Annotated in this window: 15 protein-coding genes; 11 read left to right on the top strand and 4 right to left on the bottom strand. The window is 43.7% G+C overall.

Going from position 1 to position 16,099, the window contains the following annotated elements; genetic code table 11:
* Positions 1 to 47 precede the first annotated feature (47 nt).
* The 5 genes from ACQCT8_RS11255 to ACQCT8_RS11275 all read left to right on the top strand — a co-directional run bounded on the left by ACQCT8_RS11255 (position 48) and on the right by ACQCT8_RS11275 (position 6,401).
* Entirely contained in the window at positions 48 to 1,058 is a 1,011-nt protein-coding gene (locus tag ACQCT8_RS11255) for a LacI family DNA-binding transcriptional regulator (RefSeq protein ID WP_426871149.1), read from the top strand.
* Positions 1,059 to 1,146: 88 nt separating this feature from the next.
* Positions 1,147 to 3,255 carry a glycogen debranching N-terminal domain-containing protein gene (locus tag ACQCT8_RS11260; protein ID WP_426871151.1) on the top strand — a complete coding sequence of 703 codons (2,109 nt, stop codon included), beginning with the start codon at positions 1,147 to 1,149 and terminating at the stop codon, positions 3,253 to 3,255.
* A 73-nt stretch (positions 3,256 to 3,328) separates the two neighbouring features.
* Positions 3,329 to 4,585, top strand: coding sequence for an ABC transporter substrate-binding protein (locus ACQCT8_RS11265; protein WP_426871153.1), 1,257 nt, complete (start codon positions 3,329 to 3,331; stop codon positions 4,583 to 4,585).
* A 73-nt stretch (positions 4,586 to 4,658) separates the two neighbouring features.
* A complete protein-coding gene (locus ACQCT8_RS11270) occupies positions 4,659 to 5,558 on the top strand; it encodes a carbohydrate ABC transporter permease (protein ID WP_426871155.1) in 900 nt (299 codons plus the stop codon).
* 27 nt (positions 5,559 to 5,585) lie between these two features.
* Positions 5,586 to 6,401 (top strand): carbohydrate ABC transporter permease, encoded by an 816-nt coding sequence (locus ACQCT8_RS11275; protein WP_426871239.1) that lies wholly within the window; start codon positions 5,586 to 5,588, stop codon positions 6,399 to 6,401.
* Between the two features lie 125 nt (positions 6,402 to 6,526).
* On the opposite strand, the gene ACQCT8_RS11280 is transcribed toward ACQCT8_RS11275, so the two are convergent.
* Positions 6,527 to 7,936: an MBL fold metallo-hydrolase gene (locus tag ACQCT8_RS11280; protein ID WP_426871157.1), complete on the bottom strand. Its 1,410-nt coding sequence runs from the start codon at positions 7,934 to 7,936 to the stop codon at positions 6,527 to 6,529.
* A 188-nt stretch (positions 7,937 to 8,124) separates the two neighbouring features.
* Here ACQCT8_RS11280 and ACQCT8_RS11285 point away from each other — a divergent pair, with 188 nt between their 5' ends.
* The 5 genes from ACQCT8_RS11285 to ACQCT8_RS11305 all read left to right on the top strand — a co-directional run bounded on the left by ACQCT8_RS11285 (position 8,125) and on the right by ACQCT8_RS11305 (position 11,994).
* Positions 8,125 to 8,940, top strand: coding sequence for an amino acid ABC transporter substrate-binding protein (locus tag ACQCT8_RS11285; RefSeq protein WP_426871159.1), 816 nt, complete (start codon positions 8,125 to 8,127; stop codon positions 8,938 to 8,940).
* Entirely contained in the window at positions 8,927 to 9,625 is a 699-nt protein-coding gene (locus ACQCT8_RS11290; RefSeq protein ID WP_426871241.1) for an amino acid ABC transporter permease, read from the top strand. Before ACQCT8_RS11285 ends, ACQCT8_RS11290 begins: the two co-directional genes overlap by 14 nt.
* Positions 9,626 to 9,640: 15 nt before the next feature.
* Complete coding sequence (locus ACQCT8_RS11295; RefSeq protein WP_426871243.1) at positions 9,641 to 10,387, top strand: amino acid ABC transporter ATP-binding protein; 747 nt, start codon at positions 9,641 to 9,643, stop codon at positions 10,385 to 10,387.
* Between the two features lie 248 nt (positions 10,388 to 10,635).
* Positions 10,636 to 11,436 carry an HAD family hydrolase gene (locus tag ACQCT8_RS11300; protein ID WP_426871161.1) on the top strand — a complete coding sequence of 267 codons (801 nt, stop codon included), beginning with the start codon at positions 10,636 to 10,638 and terminating at the stop codon, positions 11,434 to 11,436.
* Between the two features lie 93 nt (positions 11,437 to 11,529).
* On the top strand, positions 11,530 to 11,994 hold the full coding sequence (locus tag ACQCT8_RS11305; protein ID WP_426871163.1) for a DUF4064 domain-containing protein: 465 nt from the start codon (positions 11,530 to 11,532) through the stop codon (positions 11,992 to 11,994).
* 40 nt (positions 11,995 to 12,034) lie between these two features.
* Here ACQCT8_RS11305 and ACQCT8_RS11310 read toward each other — a convergent pair whose 3' ends face one another.
* From ACQCT8_RS11310 to ACQCT8_RS11320, 3 genes are read right to left on the bottom strand one after another with little or no spacing between them, the layout of a single operon-like run.
* Positions 12,035 to 12,763 (bottom strand): (2Fe-2S)-binding protein, encoded by a 729-nt coding sequence (locus ACQCT8_RS11310; RefSeq protein WP_426871165.1) that lies wholly within the window; start codon positions 12,761 to 12,763, stop codon positions 12,035 to 12,037.
* Positions 12,760 to 13,821 carry a FecCD family ABC transporter permease gene (locus tag ACQCT8_RS11315; RefSeq protein WP_426871167.1) on the bottom strand — a complete coding sequence of 354 codons (1,062 nt, stop codon included), beginning with the start codon at positions 13,819 to 13,821 and terminating at the stop codon, positions 12,760 to 12,762. Before ACQCT8_RS11315 ends, ACQCT8_RS11310 begins: the two co-directional genes overlap by 4 nt.
* On the bottom strand, positions 13,818 to 14,819 hold the full coding sequence (locus ACQCT8_RS11320; RefSeq protein WP_426871169.1) for a FecCD family ABC transporter permease: 1,002 nt from the start codon (positions 14,817 to 14,819) through the stop codon (positions 13,818 to 13,820). Before ACQCT8_RS11320 ends, ACQCT8_RS11315 begins: the two co-directional genes overlap by 4 nt.
* Positions 14,820 to 14,975: 156 nt before the next feature.
* Here ACQCT8_RS11320 and ACQCT8_RS11325 point away from each other — a divergent pair, with 156 nt between their 5' ends.
* Positions 14,976 to 15,944 carry an ABC transporter substrate-binding protein gene (locus ACQCT8_RS11325; protein WP_426871171.1) on the top strand — a complete coding sequence of 323 codons (969 nt, stop codon included), beginning with the start codon at positions 14,976 to 14,978 and terminating at the stop codon, positions 15,942 to 15,944.
* Positions 15,945 to 16,099 lie beyond the last annotated feature (155 nt).

Genomic DNA, 16,099 nt, shown 5'->3' on the forward strand with positions numbered 1-16,099 from the left:
TTATAATTCTAGTCAAATGCATATCCGAAACGTTTTGGAGGTTTAAAATGGCAACGATTAAAGACATTGCTAAAAAAGCAGGTGTGTCCATCACAACCGTTTCTAGAGCGCTGAACGGGTATTCGGATGTAAATGAAGACACTCGGAAGAAAATTGTTGAAACAGCAAAACAGTTAAACTATTCACCCAATACCATTGCACGCAGTCTGGTCATGAAAAAATCAAAAACGATCGGTTTGCTTGTGTCCGGCTTTATTAGAGAAAACGCAAAAGATAATTTTACGATTGAAGTCATGACCGGCGTGAATGATTATGCTTCCCAAACCGCGTATGACATAGTACTTTTTACCACCAATTCTTCGAAACAGCGTGAAAAAACGTATACACAGCTGTGCAAGGAACGAAAAGTAGATGGTGTGATTATTCAGGGGATCAGAACAGACGACCCTTATCTCGAAGAAGTTATTGAAGGGGAGATCCCGTGTGTGCTTGTGGACATCCCGAAAATCGGCAGACATGCAGGCTATGTTTCCACAGATAATTATGCCGGAGCATGGGAAGTCGGAGACTATCTGGCTGGACTTGGCCACACCTCCATCGGCATGATTAATGGACATGAATTTGCTTTTGTAAGCCAGGAAAGACTGAATGGTTTTAAGGATTCACTCTCCAAAAAACAGATCGAACTGCCAGAAGACCGGATCGTCAGCGGCGATTTTACTGAAGAGAGCGGAAGGCATGCAGCACTAGCATTGATTGAAAGCAATCCTTCTGTTACAGCTATTTTTTGCGCAAGTGATTTGATGGCGATCGGCGCAATGACGGCACTAAAAAGTAAGGGGTATCGTATCCCGGAAGACATATCCATTGTAGGCTACGACAATATCTTATTATCAAGATACGTTCAGCCTGGCTTAACGACGATTTCACAAGATACCTATGGTCTTGGCTATGAAGCAGCTAAATTGCTGATTGATATGCTCGACCATGAAGGAGAACCAAGAAAGACAATAGTTAAACATGAATTGATGGAACGAGACTCAAGTGCGAAAGTATAGCGGCTGCCCATAAAAGTTGCCTGAAACTCAAGCTTGAGTTTATTTTTTGAAAAAATCCGAAACGTTTCGGATGATTGGAGCTGCTGACATGAACTACAGAGTAATTAAAGAAAACGATTTATTTTTATTAAGTGATGAAAAGGGAGATATTGTTGGAAATCACCCGTATGAGCTTGGTTTATATACGAAGGATACACGATTTCTCAGCACAATGAAGCTGCTGGTGAACGGAGAATCACCCATCGCCCTTCATTCAGATGGAGGAGAAAACTATCGATCATCGATTCTTTTAACAAATCCCCATCAGGAAAATGAAAAGGGACTTCAATTATGGAGAGAATCTATTCAATTTGAACGAACAAGATTTATTTCTAAAGGTGTTTTGTATGAAAAAGTAAAAGCGACTTCTTATTTTCCCAAGAAAGCGGCGTTTAGAATCGCTCTTGAAATGGATGCGGATTTTCTCGATATGTTCATTGTTAGAGGCTTTCAAAATGGCAAAACAGGCAGCCGGGGGAAAACCAGGATCGCAGCACAGGAAATGACCTTTACCTACAACGGAAGTGATCAGATTGAAAGAAGGACCGTTATTAAATGGGACCAGCCGGAACAGGAAGTACGCAGCGGCTACGTCGGTTTCGACTGGGAGCTGCAGCACGGTGAGTCAAAGGAAGTAATCTTCAAGATTGAAGCATTGCATGACCAGGAGACAAGCAAAATACAGGATGAAAAAGACGCGCTGAACAGCCTCAAGAAGTCATATGAAGAGTGGAATGGCTCACTACCAATAATTAAAACGAATGTGAAGCAGCTTGAAAAGCTCGTACAGCGGGGAACGGATGATCTCAGAGTTCTTTTGAACGATGTCGGATTTGGTTCATTCCCGGTGGCAGGGCTCCCTTGGTTTGGCGTTCCATTCGGAAGGGACAGCCTCATTGCCGCCCTTCAGCTTTTGCCATTTAATGCTGCGGTTGCAAAAGGAACGCTGTTAACAATGGCGCATTATCAGGGAACAAAAGTGGATGCCTGGAGAGACGAACAGCCAGGGAAAATCATGCACGAAATCCGGTATGGTGAATTAGCGAATACCGATCAAATCCCATTCGCTCCTTACTATGGAAGTGTTGATTCCACTCCGCTTTTCCTCATGCTGCTTGTTGAGTATGTGAACTGGACAGGAGATCTGTCACTTGCAAAAGAGCTTCGTTCCAATATTGACCGTGCCATTGACTGGATTGATGAATACGGAGATCGTGACGGCGATTTGTTTGTTGAATACCACCAGGAAGCGTCAAAAGGAATTGCCAATCAGGGCTGGAAGGATTCAGGTGATTCAGTAGTCCACCGAAATGGTGATTATGCAGTCTCACCGATTGCGTTAAGTGAAGTACAGGGATATGTGTACCAGGCTAAAAAAGGAATCGCTCAGATTTTTACTCAACTAGGTGAAACAGAAAAAGCAAATCACCTGGATCTTACGGCAGAGAAACTGAAGAATAAATTTAATGAGGCATTTTGGATGGAAGATGTTCAATTCTATGCCATTGCATTAGATGAAAAGAAAAATCAGGTAGGAACGATAACCTCTAATCCAGGTCATCTCCTTCAATCAGGTATTTTATCCGATGACCGTGCCAAAAAAATGGCTGAAATACTGGTAAATGAAAACATGTTTTCAGGCTTCGGCATTCGGACAATGGCAATTGGCGAGGCCGGCTACAACCCGATGAGCTATCACGATGGCAGTGTCTGGCCGCATGATAACAGCATGATTTTACTTGGAATGGCCAAATCAAATCTTCAGGAAGAAATGAGCAAAGTAATTCAGGGCTTGCTCGATGCTTCCCTTCATTTTGAATATGACCGCCTGCCAGAGCTATTCTGCGGGTATGATCAGTCATTAAATACAGTGGTGCCTTACCCGGTGGCCTGCTCGCCTCAAGCGTGGGCTGCAGGAACTCCACTTACCTTTGTGCAGTCGCTGCTCGGAATTTTTCCGGCAGGTTTAAATAAAAAAATGGTTCTCAGTCCATCGCTTCTTCCGTCAATGGATGAATTACATGTAACAAATCTGCGAATAGGCGAAGGGGTATTATCCATTTCACTTACCCGCAATGATGGCAAGACCGAAGTCGACGTTAAGGAAAACACAACAGGGTGGGAGATTATTCAACGGCTTGAAACACCAGCTTTGTAATCAAAAAAGATTTGCTGAGGAAGGCTGCCTTTCGCAGCTTTCCTCAGCAGATCAAAAAAAGGGGAGAATGAACATGGAAAAGAAATGGATTTCATCAGTCAGTGTGTCTTTATTGCTTGCGGGAAGTGTGTTGGCAGGGTGCAGTACAGATAATGGAGGAGAAGGCGGTGGAGGAGACAGCGGCGATAAAACGACGGTCACTCTTGCCGGATGGGGAGGAAACCCTACTGAACAAGCTCTTCTTGAAGAAACCCTTGCTGATTTTGAAGAAAAAAACCCGGATATTGATGTAAAGCTTGAAGTCATTGCGGATCAATATATGGATGTAATGAAGACTCGCCTGATTGGCGGAGAAGGACCGGATGTCTTTTATCTGGATGCTTTTGAAGCTCCTGGAATGATTGAAACAGGTGTCTTAGAGCCTCTGGATGAGTATGTGACAGATGATTTTGAGGTGGAGGACTTTGAAGAGCCGCTGCTTGATGCCTTTAAACAGGATGATGCAACATATGGTTTTCCCAAAGACTATTCCACTTTAGCTCTTTTCTATAATAAAACTATGTTTGAAGAAGCAGGCGTGGAAGTGCCAACAACATGGGAAGAAATGATGGAAGTATCGAAAGCGCTTACGAAGGATGGTGTCTACGGCTTTGGTGTAGCGCCTGAGCTGGCACGCCAATATTATATTGCTGAATCACTTGGCGGCAGTGTAGTAGAAGATGATATGGCTAATTTTGGCAGCGATGAAGTTATAGAGGCATTACAGCCGGTTATTGATCAGCATAACGTGGACAAAACATCCGCTCAGCCATCCGAGGTAGGAGCTTCTTCAGGCGGGGATATGTTCGGACAGCAGCGTGCTGCTATGGTTCTGGAAGGAAACTGGAATATTCCTTATCTTGAAGAAACCTTCCCGGAGCTGGACTACGGTACAGCTGAAGTTCCAACGGTAAATGGGGAAAAGGGAACAATGGCGTACACGGTTGCATATGTCATGAATGCAGCATCTGAGCAAAAAGAAGCTTCATGGAAGCTGATTGAGTATTTAACTGGCAAAGAAGGCATGGAAACATGGACAAGCAAAGGGTTTGCACTCCCTACACGTAAATCTGTAGCAGATAAGCTTGGCTACGCTGATGACGAGCTTCGCGGTTCACTTGTAGCAGGAGCAGAATACGCGACTGTATGGGCAAACGGAACCAACCTTCCAATCATTACAAATAACTTTAACAATCAATTTATTAGTGCATTCCTAGGAGACCGTCCTTTAGATGAGGCATTAAAAGAAGCCGAAGAACAAGCAAATAGTGAAATCGGTTCTGAGGAATAACCAATACATTTTAAAAGATAAAGCTGACGAAGAAATGCGTCAGCTTTATTCTTGAACCCGGGAGTGACATAAGATGAACCGAAAATACAGCAAGCGTTCGTTAAAAGAGGCGGGACAAGGATACTTTTTTATGTCCCCGACCATTTTTGTTTTACTGCTTTTCATATTGGGACCCATTTTCTATGCGATTTTTCTTTCATTTAACAATGTGAGACTGCTTGGAGAAACTTCATTTGATTTTGTAGGCTTGGCCAATTATGAGCGTGTATTTGATGACAGAAGAGCGGGCATTGCTTTATGGAATACGTTTAAATACGTAATAATTGTGGTGCCTTCTCAAACTATTCTGGCGATCGTCCTGGCTGCTACCTTAAATGCAGGCATGAAGGGTGAAAAGTTTTTCAGAATCATTTATTTCCTTCCGACCTTAACATCATCTGCAGTGCTTACACTGATTTTTATGTGGATGTATAACCGCGAAGGACTTGTAAATTTCGGATTGGAGAGAATCGGTTTGCCGACCTATGATTTTATCGGTGATCCTAATGTGGCACTTACAGCTATTATGATTATGAACATATGGGCAACAGCACCGTTTTTCATGGTGATCTATCTTGCAGCCCTTCAGGATATACCGGATTCTCTTTATGAAGCGGCAGAGCTGGATGGAGCTGGCCCGATCAGAAAATTCTGGTCCATTACAGTACCGCATCTTAAACCTATTACATCGTTTGTCGTGATTATGGGTGTGATTGGAACCTTTCAATTATTTGATCAATCGTATATTTTCTCAGGCGGCTCGGGTGGACCGGATAATTCGACCTTGACCGTCGTGCTGTTAATTTATCAGTATGCATTTAAATCCATGGATACAATGGGCTACGCAGCGGCAATCGCCTTTGTTCTCGCCATTGTCATTCTGGTTTCCACTCTTATTCAACGAAAGCTTTCAAAAGAAGAAAATCTCTATTAGGCAGGTGGACGTAAAGTGAAGAAAAAAATGAGCATTGGAAAAATCTTTTTATATATAATTTTATGCACCTATGCAGTTGTAACACTAATTCCCTTTCTATGGGCGCTGTCCTCTTCCTTTAAGCCGCTGTCGGAAATCGTAAGTGGAGCAATAAACTTTATTCCGCAGAACTTTACATTGGACAATTACCGCCAAATTTTTATTGAACAGGAATTGTTCCCGCGCTGGATGTTCAACAGTGTGTTTATTGCGTCGGTCGGAACAGGTCTCAATATTCTGTTTAATTCAATGGCAGGCTATGCTCTTGCCCGGCTGACTTTCCCGGGGAAGAAAGGGCTGTTTATCATTATCCTTGCTGTTCTAATGATTCCAGCGCAAGTAACGATGATTCCAAACTATTTAATTCTGCGTGAATTTGGCTGGTTAAACAGTTATCAAGGCATGATTGTTCCTTCTATGATCAATGCAACGTTTATCTTTATGATGCGTCAGTTCTTCGTTAACTTTCCAAAAGAGCTTGAGGAAGCGGCAGCCATTGATGGACTCAGCCGGATCGGTACATTTTTCAAAGTGGTGCTGCCGCTTGCAAAACCGGCGCTGGCTGCGCAGGCCATCTTTGTTTTCATGGGATTCTGGAATGACTTCATGCGTCCGCTGATCATCATGACAGATTCAAGTATGTACACATTACCGCTTGGATTGAATACGTTTAAAGGTCAGTTCGTCAGCTACTGGAATTACATTATGGCCGCTTCTATGGTCTTCACGCTGCCGGTGCTGCTGATTTATGCGTTCTTTAATAAATACTTTATTAAGGGATTGTCACTTACAGGAGGGAAGTAGCAAAGAACAGGAATATGGAGTGGCAAAGCAGTTCACAAAATTAAGAGCCTGGGACAAAAAATGTTCCAGGCTCTTTGAGTGGTTCGCTGCGCTTCAGGTGGATGCTTTTGCCTCAAACTCTTTTCTTACTTGGTCACTTTATCAGGATATTTTTCTTTCCAGGCACCAAAGCCGCCTTCTAGGTGAATAACCTCTTTAAAACCTAGCGACAGCATGACACTTGCCGCAATGGCAGATCTGGCGCCGGATTGACAGTGAATTAAAACAGGCTTCTCCTCATCGAGCTTCTTGCCTTCTTCACGCAAATAACCAAGCATCTTATGCTGGACACCTTCCATATGACCTTCCTGCCATTCGGTATCATTGCGGACATCAACGATCTGTACAGGAGCTTTTTCTTTTAACTCCTCAAACTTCTCTTTGCTTACAGTTTCATAGGAAGCAGTTGCAATTGATTCGATCGATTCGGGTTCGATCAGCATGACAATGTGATCAAGATGAATGGATTGAAGAGCAAGGATCGCTTCATCTGCCTGGGACGGCTTGACGATTAAAGCGATGTCTTCATCATAATCCACCAGCCAGCCGGCCCAATTTGGCAGCATTTTTCCAAGCGGTATATTGATGGAACCGGGAACAAGACCTTTTTCCGCTTCTTTAGAGGGCCGGGTATCCAATAAGAAATGTCCTTTTTGAGCTGCCCATTTTACTACTTCCTGAGGGTCTGACACCCAATTATGCGTGCTGTTTTCTAAAATTGCAGGTCCGAACTTATTAACTTTCTTCATTTGGGCAAAATAAGCTGGAGCTTCCGGCTGTTCCCTTAAGAGTTCATCGACAAATGACTGCTTATTCTCCTCTTTAAGAGCCCAATTGGTTTGTTTTTCATAGCCGATCGTTGATTGCGGTACAGCTCCCAATGATTTACCGCAGGCGCTTCCTGCACCATGCCCCGGCCAGATGATCAAATGGTCGGGATAGTTTTTAAAGCGCTGGAGGGATTCGAACATATCTTCCGCACCAGATCTTGCGGTCCCTTGTGCTCCAGCGGATTTTTCAAGCAAGTCCGGGCGCCCGACATCGCCGACGAACACAAAGTCTCCTGTGAAAATTCCCATGGGCTCATCGGCTCCGCCTCCAACATCTGTCAGCAGAAAGGAGATGCTTTCAGGCGTATGGCCCGGGGTATGAAGCACGTCAAACTTCACATTTCCAATTTTAAATGAATCCTGGTCATTAAGCTTTGTTACATGAAGGTTATCTGTATAGTCATATTTCCATTCAGCATCTCCTTCATCCGAAAGATAAAGTTCAACATCATGTTTTACAGCAAGCTGGCGTGCCCCTGATACAAAATCCGCGTGAATATGCGTTTCCGCTGCGGCTGTTACGCGAAGTCCCTCATTTTCCGCATCTTGAAGAATGACATCAAGATGGCGGGGAGGATCCATGATAATGGCTTCGCCTGTTCGCTGGCATCCCACTAAATAAGAATATTGGGCAAGCTTTTCGTCAAAATAGGATCGTAAAAACATAAAATCCGCCTCCTCAATTCCTAATGTAAAAGCTTCTAATACCCTATAGGGTATATAACTAGTTAATCATGTTATAGCTGAATATTCAAACCTTTTGTTTCTGAGTCAATAGTGTTTACATTTTTACAGCTTCATAATACAATCACATAAGTTATTTATTAATCCGATAAGAATGGGTGGTTATTAAGATGAAAAAATGGGTTGGAATTTCGGCGATAGCGCTGTCAGGGCTGCTTGGTGCATGTGGATCAGACGATGCAGCTAATGAAAATGAGGGATCACAAAGCAGCGGTTCCGAGGAAAATCTTCTCGCTCAAATTCAGGAAGAAGGCATGATAACAGTTGGAACAGAAGGCACGTATGCTCCTTTCACTTTTCATGATGATACAGATAAACTGACAGGGTATGACGTGGAAGTAATGAATGAGATTGCAGAGCGCATGGGTGTTGAAGTAGAGTATAAGGAAACACAGTGGGACTCCATGTTTGAAGGGTTAAACTCATCCCGTTTTGATGTGATTGCCAACCAGGTTGGAATTAATGAAGAGAGACTTGAAACATATGATTTTTCAACTCCTTATACGTACTCAGGTGCGGTTGTAGTCGTTCCGGAAGATAACTCGGACATTTCTGCTTTTGAAGATCTGCAAGGGCTTAATTCCGCCCAGTCGCTTACAAGTAATTACGCTGAAATTGCGACAGAATATGGCGCTGAATTAGTTCAGGTAGAGGGGCTTGCCCAGGCAATCGAATTAATTAAAACAGGCCGCGCAGAAGTGACGGTAAATGATAAACTTGCCATCCTCGATTTCCAAAAACAGCAGCCAGATGCAGGAATTAAAATCGCTGCAGAAGAAGAAAATGCTTCAGAGAATGCTTTTATGTTCCGCCAGGGAAATGAAGAATTAATTGAAGAGTTTAACAAGCACTTAGAAGAAATGCAGGAAGACGGGACATTAGCTGAAATCTCAGAAGAATGGTTTGGTGAAGATGTATCTCAATAATCTACTGGCGGCAGCGGACCCTATAGTGGACTGGGAGTTATTCCAGACTTCACTTTGGCCGATGATTCAGGGCGGAATTCAATATACGATTCCGCTTACTCTTATTTCTTTTGCGATCGGTTTAATGATCGCATTATTGACGGCATTAGCCCGGTTATCCAACAGTAAAATTTTAGCCGGCATTGCAAGAGTGTATGTATCGGCCATACGTGGGACGCCTCTGCTTGTTCAATTATCGATCATTTTCTTTGGACTCGCGAGCATTGGTGTGGTGATTGATCCATTCCCAAGTGCGGTGATTGCGTTTTCCCTGAATGTTGGGGCATATGCTTCAGAAATTATCCGTGCCTCTATTCTCTCTGTGCCTAAAGGGCAATGGGAGGCGGGACAAGCTATTGGAATGACTCATAGGCAGGCGCTGGCGCGGATCATTCTGCCTCAGGCCACACGTGTCTCGATTCCGCCGCTCTCCAATTCCTTCATCAGCTTAGTAAAAGATACGTCACTTGCCTCTACGATCCTGGTAACCGAATTGTTCAGGAAATCACAGGAAATTGCGGCAAGAACGTATGAATTCATGCAGCTTTACATTACTGCTGCTATTCTGTACTGGATTGTTTGCTTTACCCTGTCTGTCATTCAGGGCAGAATTGAAAAACGACTGGATCGCTATGTTGCGAAGTAAGGAGGGATCTCTATGCTGTTAACTGTTAAAAATCTTCACAAGTCATTTGGCGAGCTGAATGTTTTAAAAGGAATTGATCTTTCAATTGAGAAAGGCAGTGTTGTGGCGATTATTGGTCCCTCCGGATCAGGCAAAACGACGATGCTGCGCTGCTTAAATGCACTTGAAATGCCGAATAAAGGGACCATACAATTTGAGCAGGATTTCAAGCTCAGCTTTGATAAGGTACCGTCAAAAAAAGAAATTCTGCAGCTGCGGAGAAAGTCAGGCATGGTTTTTCAATCGTATAATTTATTTCCACACAAAACAGCGCTTGAAAATGTAATGGAAGGTCCTGTCGTGGTACAGAAAAAAGAAAAGGCAGCTGTTAAGAAGCATGCGGAGAGCTTGCTTAAAAAAGTTGGGTTGGAAGAGAAGATGCATCTGTATCCGCATCAGCTATCCGGCGGCCAGCAGCAGCGGGTCGGCATCGCGAGAGCTTTAGCGATTGAACCTGAGCTGATGCTGTTTGATGAACCGACCTCAGCGCTTGACCCTGAAATTGTAGGTGAAGTGCTGCGTGTTATCCGTGATCTTGCAAATGAAGGCTGGACCATGGCCATTGTGACACATGAACTTAAGTTTGCAGAAGAAGTTGCCGATCATGTTATTTTTATAGATGGAGGGCATATCGTAGAGCAGGGACCTCCTGCCGAACTATTGAAAAACCCTCAGGAACCGAGAACGAAACAATTTTTAAACAGAATATTAAATCCTTCATAATAAGAATCAAAGAAATAATCTTATTAATAGTAAGAGGGGAGCGGAGCGAACCGGTCAAAGAGGCTGAGACATTTTTGTCCCACCCTCTTTTTTCTTTTATCTGTTTTCATTTACTTCAGGGAGACAGTTGTAACCTCAATGCTCAGTTCTTTTTTACATTAAAATGTGCCCGCCCCTCACAATAATCGTGCATTCCCGAAGATTTTTTGTCACAATAAAGGAATCAAGTAATGAAAAGAGGGTTCCGGATGCCAAAAGTGATTTTTTTTGACTTGGACGATACACTTTTATGGGATAAGAAAAGCATAGAGAAAGCGCTTCTCTTAACAGCACAGCAAGCCATGGAGACCTACAAAGTCGACCCACAACTCCTGATTCAGGACGTAAGAGAAATTGCCCCGGCCATTTATTCTTCCCTGTCAACACACGACTTTACTCAATTAATCGGTATAAATCCTTTTGAAGGACTTTGGGGAGAGTTCGGAGACCCTATCCACCATATGTTTAGAGAAATGGGAAGCATTATGCCGGAGTATCGAAAAAAAGTCTGGACAAAGGCATTAAAGAGTCAGGATATTTTTAATGAAGAGTTTGGTTTTGAATTAGCCCATCAATTTATTGAAAACAGAAAACGAACGCCTATCCTGTATGAGGAAACCTTTGAGGTGCTTGATGCGTTAAAGGAACAGGGAATCCGGCTGCTGCTTCTTACAAATGGTGCCCCTTCTCTGCAAATGGAAAAGCTGAAGCTGACGCCGGAGCTCGTCCCTTATTTTGAGCACATTGTGATTTCAGGAAACTTTGGATTTGGCAAGCCGCATGCGGAGATTTTTGAGCATAGTCTTCGGCTAATGGATGTTCCGGCAGAAGATGTCTGGATGGTGGGGGACAACAAAAAAACAGATATTCTTGGAGCAAACCGGGCAAACATCCGAAGTGTGTGGATTCAGCATGATGATCTGGATGAAAAGAGAAGTGAAAAAGACGGGGTTCCGGATACCACCGTCCATCGATTAAAGCAATTGCTGACTTTAGTAAAAAATAATTAGCAATTTTTTAGCAAGAATCCGGAACCTTAGGAGTAGCTTTCCGTAGAATAGGGGAACTGTTTAATAATGATACATATACAGGAGGTCGTAAAATTGAAAAGAACCGCAGAAATCGTTTTAAGTGTGATTGGTATTATCTTAAATATTTTAGTAGTTGTAGGCATATTTCTCGCCAACTACTTTCTTTCCGACGAAGAGGTTAGAAGTCAGTTTGAGGCAGAAATGGAGAGTGACCCGGATTTTGCAGCGACCGGTACGGATATGTCCGGCGTTGTTGAAATGTTAAGCGGCTTAGGAATGTTTTTTAATATCGTCTTTATTATCAGTTCGATATTGAGCATTGTGGCAATTGTTGTCGTGCGGGGTAACCGTAAACCGAAACTTGCAGGAGGATTGCTTTTAGGAAGTGCCGTATTAGTCTTCCTTGGCACCTTTTTGATTGGCTGGCTGCCGGCGCTCCTTTTCCTCATTGCCGGAATTATGTGCTTTGCCCGTAAACCAAAGGGTCACGACCGGGATATACATGATCAGCGTGATGATGAGTTAAGACCCTTATAAAATGAGTAAAGGCTGTCCCAATTAGAGGGACAGCCTTATTTCATGTAGCCTTAATTTGAGAGCAGGTAGAGCACTTTGTTCCGCCGGGCAGCTTGTGCTTATAGCAGCATGTATGCCTGACCCGCATTCCGTTGTCCATCACTCTTTTTGATTTTACAGCAGATAAATAAGCAAATGGATTGAGTGTTTCTTCACCAAAAAATGATTCGCTGGTCAATTCATTCCACTGACTCTCCCAATCATGACGCCCAAGCTCCGAAAGAGAGGGAGCAAGTGCTTCGTAAAACCACTTTAAATAGATAAAAACATTTTCCCATAAGATTATTTCGTGTATTTTGCAAGCGTCTGATATCGTTGACACTAAGGGCTTAAGCCAATCATGAAATTGCACTTTTACGGCTTCATCCCATTGTTCAGAAGTCAGACGCACGGAAGAAACGGTAATTTGTGAGGCCTGAAGTTTTATATAAAAGAACAGTGGGTCATCACTTTTTACAAGGTGAATGGAAGATTCCTGCAAATCCCACACTTCTCCTTCTTTATAAAAAGCTAATAAAGCACCCAGATAAGCAAAGGCAGCACGTTTCATGACAAGAGAGCCTGTTACATTCAGCTTAGGCGCCTGCTGAATCGCCTGTATCGCTTCAAAATCACGAGTGGCTGTTTGCGCACTGCTCCAGGATGAAAGGGTCCAGTTCTGTCCATCAGGTTCACCAAAGGAGATCGCAATGTTTTCACTTATAAAGTGCTTTAATTCATCCTGTGTCAAGATTTATTGCCCCTTTCTTTAAACAGTAAGTAGATAAAATAAGGCGCGCCAATTGCAGCAGTGAATACACCAGCCGGAACTTCAAGAGGAGCAGCAATTAAACGGCCAATCAAATCGGCCAGCATAACGAGAGCAGCGCCAATAATGGCCGACATCGGAAGCAGGGCACCGTAAGAAGAGCCAATCAATTTGCGGGCTAAATGGGGCGCCATTAAGCCGACGAACCCTATGCCTCCTGCAAACGCGACAGACCCGCCAACAAGTCCTGTGCTGAGCAGTAGGATGAGAATACGCTGCTTAGTCAACTTCGAACCCATCGCCTTTGTGACGTCATCTCCAAGCTCAAGCAGGTTAACATGCCTCGCCATAAACAAGCTTAGTATAAACAGCACCAGGACCCAAGGGAAAAGAATCCACACATGGCCCCAGGTTGAGCCGTTAACCGATCCTGTAATCCAGATATTTGCCTGGCTTGCCCGGTAAATAGGACCAATGAGCATTAAAAGGGTGGTGCATGCATTCATAAACATGGAAAGCCCGATTCCAATAAGCACAAGTCGGACAGGAGCAAGGCCGTTTTTCCAGGAAAACAAATAAACAAGTATTGCGGCCAGAAAGGCACCCGTAAATGCAGATACAGGCAGCCATTGGATGGAGACCATCAATGCCCCGTTTGAATCACTGAAGAGTACAAGGAAGCCGACAACAAATACGCTCGCACCGCCTGAAACACCAATTATATCCGGTGAGGCAAGGGGGTTGCGCACCATTCCCTGTAAAAGAGCACCTGCAACTGCCAGTGCTATTCCAACAAGAAGAGCAATAAGGATTCTGGGCAAGCGGAAATCCACCACAATGAGTTGGTTCAGAGGCTCACCGCCACCCAAAAACACCGAAAAAATTTCAACAGGATTGATCCATACATCCCCAAGTCCAAGACTGAAAATAAAGATACCAATTGCAGCTAGCAGCGCAAAGATCGTGCTTAAAAAGGTATGTTTATCGAATAAAAAGGAAATGACGTTTTTACCGATTCGGACGGGAACAAATCGCTTCATGAGGCAGTCCCCACCTTTCGAGCAATATAAATAAAGATTGGGGTTCCAATAATGGCGGTCATCACGCCTACCGGAATTTCCTGAGGCATAATCACGTAGCGCGCAAGGATATCAGCTGCAAGCAGCAGGTTCGCTCCAAGAAAAGCAGACAAGGGAATCAGCCAGCGGTGATCGATCCCGATCCACTTTCTGGCCAGGTGGGGGATCATAATGCCGATAAAACCAATCGGTCCAGCAATCGCAACAGATCCGCCTGCCAATAAAACCACGATCACACCAATCCATAGTTTTAAAATTCCTGTTTTTATTCCGAGACCACTGGCTACATCGTCTCCCATCGCCAGCACATTAAAGGATGGGGCAAGTAATAATGAAAGAACCATTCCGCCCGCAATATAAGGGAGAGAGGTCCAAAGAAGCGCAATGTCCCTTCCTTGAACAGAGCCGGCAAGCCAGAAAAGGACTTGCTCTAAAGCAGATTCATTTAATACGAGAAGTCCTTGAGTTAGGGAACCAAATAAAGCGCTCATCGCAGCCCCAGCAAGTGTCAGCTGCAAAGGAGACAGGCCTTTTCTGTCTAATGATCCAAGTCCGAAGACTGTAATGATGGCTACTGCAGCTCCGAAAAAAGCCAACACAGCAAACGCCTGCAGTGAATTAATTTGAAAGATGGTTACACCGATTACTACAGCAAGGCCAGCGCCTGCATTGACCCCAAATATACTTGGAGAAGCAAGCGGGTTTTTGGTAAGGGTCTGCATGAGCACACCAGCTACAGCAAGAGCAGCCCCAACGACAGCTGCAATTAGCGCACGGGGAATTCGGACAGACTGTATAACCAGATGAGCTGTAGAGCCGTCAAACTGAGTAAGCGTTTGATATATTTGGGTAAATGAAGTTTGCTGGTAACCGAATCTAACACTTGCTGTCATAAGCAGCAGCATAAGTAGAAACGACCCTGTCAGCGATATAATGGCAAAAGATGTTGTTTTTTTCATACAAATATTCCCTTCTACTGAAACAGTCGTCCCCATTATATCGAACTTTCCATGTATTGAAAACGGTTTTCAATTAGTAGTTGACATCATTGTTCCGGTAAATTATGATAATGATGATGTTTGAGAACGATTATCATTATCCTTGGAGGAAAAAACATGAAACGAAATGTATTATTCTTTTTATTAGCAGGTTTGTTTGCATTAATAGCAGCAGGCTGCAGTTCATCTGATACGGAACAAAGCGGCGGAGCTTCTGACAGTTCTGAAGACACTGAAACAGAAGAAACCTATACAGTTGAGCACGCAATGGGAGAAGCAACCATTGAAGGAACACCGGAAAAAGTGGTTATCTTAACAAATGAAGGAACAGAGGCCCTTTTATCAATGGGCGTAACACCAGCAGGCGCAGTTCAGTCCTGGACTGGAGATCCTTGGTATGAGCATATCTCTGAGGATATGGCGGATGTTGAAGTAGTGGGAACAGAAAGTGAAGTAAATGTAGAAGCGATTGCAGCATTAGAGCCGGATTTAATTATCGGAACAAAGCTGCGTCAGGAAGCTGTTTACGAGCAGCTCGAAGCGATAGCTCCTACCGTTATGTCCGAAACGCTAAAGGGAGACTGGCAGGAAAATTTCGAACTTTATGCTGAAGCACTAAATAAACAAGAAGAAGGCAGTCAGGTAATGGATGAGTTTAATCAGCGAATCGAAGAGTTAAGTGGTGAACTTGGCGAGAATCTTGACAAGGAAATTTCCATGGTTCGCTTCATGGCAGGCGACACCCGGATTTACCACAAAGATTCATTTTCTGGGATTATACTGAATCAGCTTGGCTTTGCGCGTCCTGAAGAACAGGACGTCGATGATTTCTCAGAAAACGGCGTAACAAAAGAACGAGTGGGAGCAATGGAAGGCGATGTTCTTTTCTACTTTACGTATGAATCCGGCGATGGTGAGGGAGTAAAAGTGGAAGAAGATTGGCTGAATGATCCCCTTTTTCAAAATCTTGAGGTCGTTCAAGAAGGCAATATTCACGAAGTAAGTGATACCATTTGGAACACTGCAGGCGGTGTAAAAGCAGCCAATTTGATGCTTGATGATATCGAGGATTATTTTTTAAACTAGCGTCTGAGAGCTGCATGAACTGTAATGAAAACCGGGGAGATGATCTTCCCGGTTTTTTGCAGAACAAACATGTCCAATACGCATGCCACTGTAAAAACATGTTTTAAATACATATCTCGTGGAAAATAAGGAAATATAGAAAGTAAAGGAGCTGA

The sequence above is a fragment of the Jeotgalibacillus proteolyticus genome (assembly GCF_050107735.1).
GTDB lineage: Bacteria > Bacillota > Bacilli > Bacillales > Jeotgalibacillaceae > Jeotgalibacillus > Jeotgalibacillus proteolyticus_A.

What these genes read in the sequence shown, in the direction of transcription:
- ACQCT8_RS11300 (WP_426871161.1), top strand. Translation starts at nt 10,636, where the DNA reads ATGCCAAAAGTGATTTTTTTTGACTTGGACGATACACTTTTATGGGAT.
- ACQCT8_RS11275 (WP_426871239.1), top strand. Translation starts at nt 5,586, where the DNA reads ATGAGCATTGGAAAAATCTTTTTATATATAATTTTATGCACCTATGCA.
- ACQCT8_RS11315 (WP_426871167.1), bottom strand. Translation starts at nt 13,821, where the DNA reads ATGAAGCGATTTGTTCCCGTCCGAATCGGTAAAAACGTCATTTCCTTT.
- ACQCT8_RS11255 (WP_426871149.1), top strand. Translation starts at nt 48, where the DNA reads ATGGCAACGATTAAAGACATTGCTAAAAAAGCAGGTGTGTCCATCACA.
- ACQCT8_RS11260 (WP_426871151.1), top strand. Translation starts at nt 1,147, where the DNA reads ATGAACTACAGAGTAATTAAAGAAAACGATTTATTTTTATTAAGTGAT.
- ACQCT8_RS11280 (WP_426871157.1), bottom strand. Translation starts at nt 7,936, where the DNA reads ATGTTTTTACGATCCTATTTTGACGAAAAGCTTGCCCAATATTCTTAT.
- ACQCT8_RS11325 (WP_426871171.1), top strand. Translation starts at nt 14,976, where the DNA reads ATGAAACGAAATGTATTATTCTTTTTATTAGCAGGTTTGTTTGCATTA.
- ACQCT8_RS11285 (WP_426871159.1), top strand. Translation starts at nt 8,125, where the DNA reads ATGAAAAAATGGGTTGGAATTTCGGCGATAGCGCTGTCAGGGCTGCTT.
- ACQCT8_RS11320 (WP_426871169.1), bottom strand. Translation starts at nt 14,819, where the DNA reads ATGAAAAAAACAACATCTTTTGCCATTATATCGCTGACAGGGTCGTTT.
- ACQCT8_RS11270 (WP_426871155.1), top strand. Translation starts at nt 4,659, where the DNA reads ATGAACCGAAAATACAGCAAGCGTTCGTTAAAAGAGGCGGGACAAGGA.
- ACQCT8_RS11265 (WP_426871153.1), top strand. Translation starts at nt 3,329, where the DNA reads ATGGAAAAGAAATGGATTTCATCAGTCAGTGTGTCTTTATTGCTTGCG.
- ACQCT8_RS11290 (WP_426871241.1), top strand. Translation starts at nt 8,927, where the DNA reads ATGTATCTCAATAATCTACTGGCGGCAGCGGACCCTATAGTGGACTGG.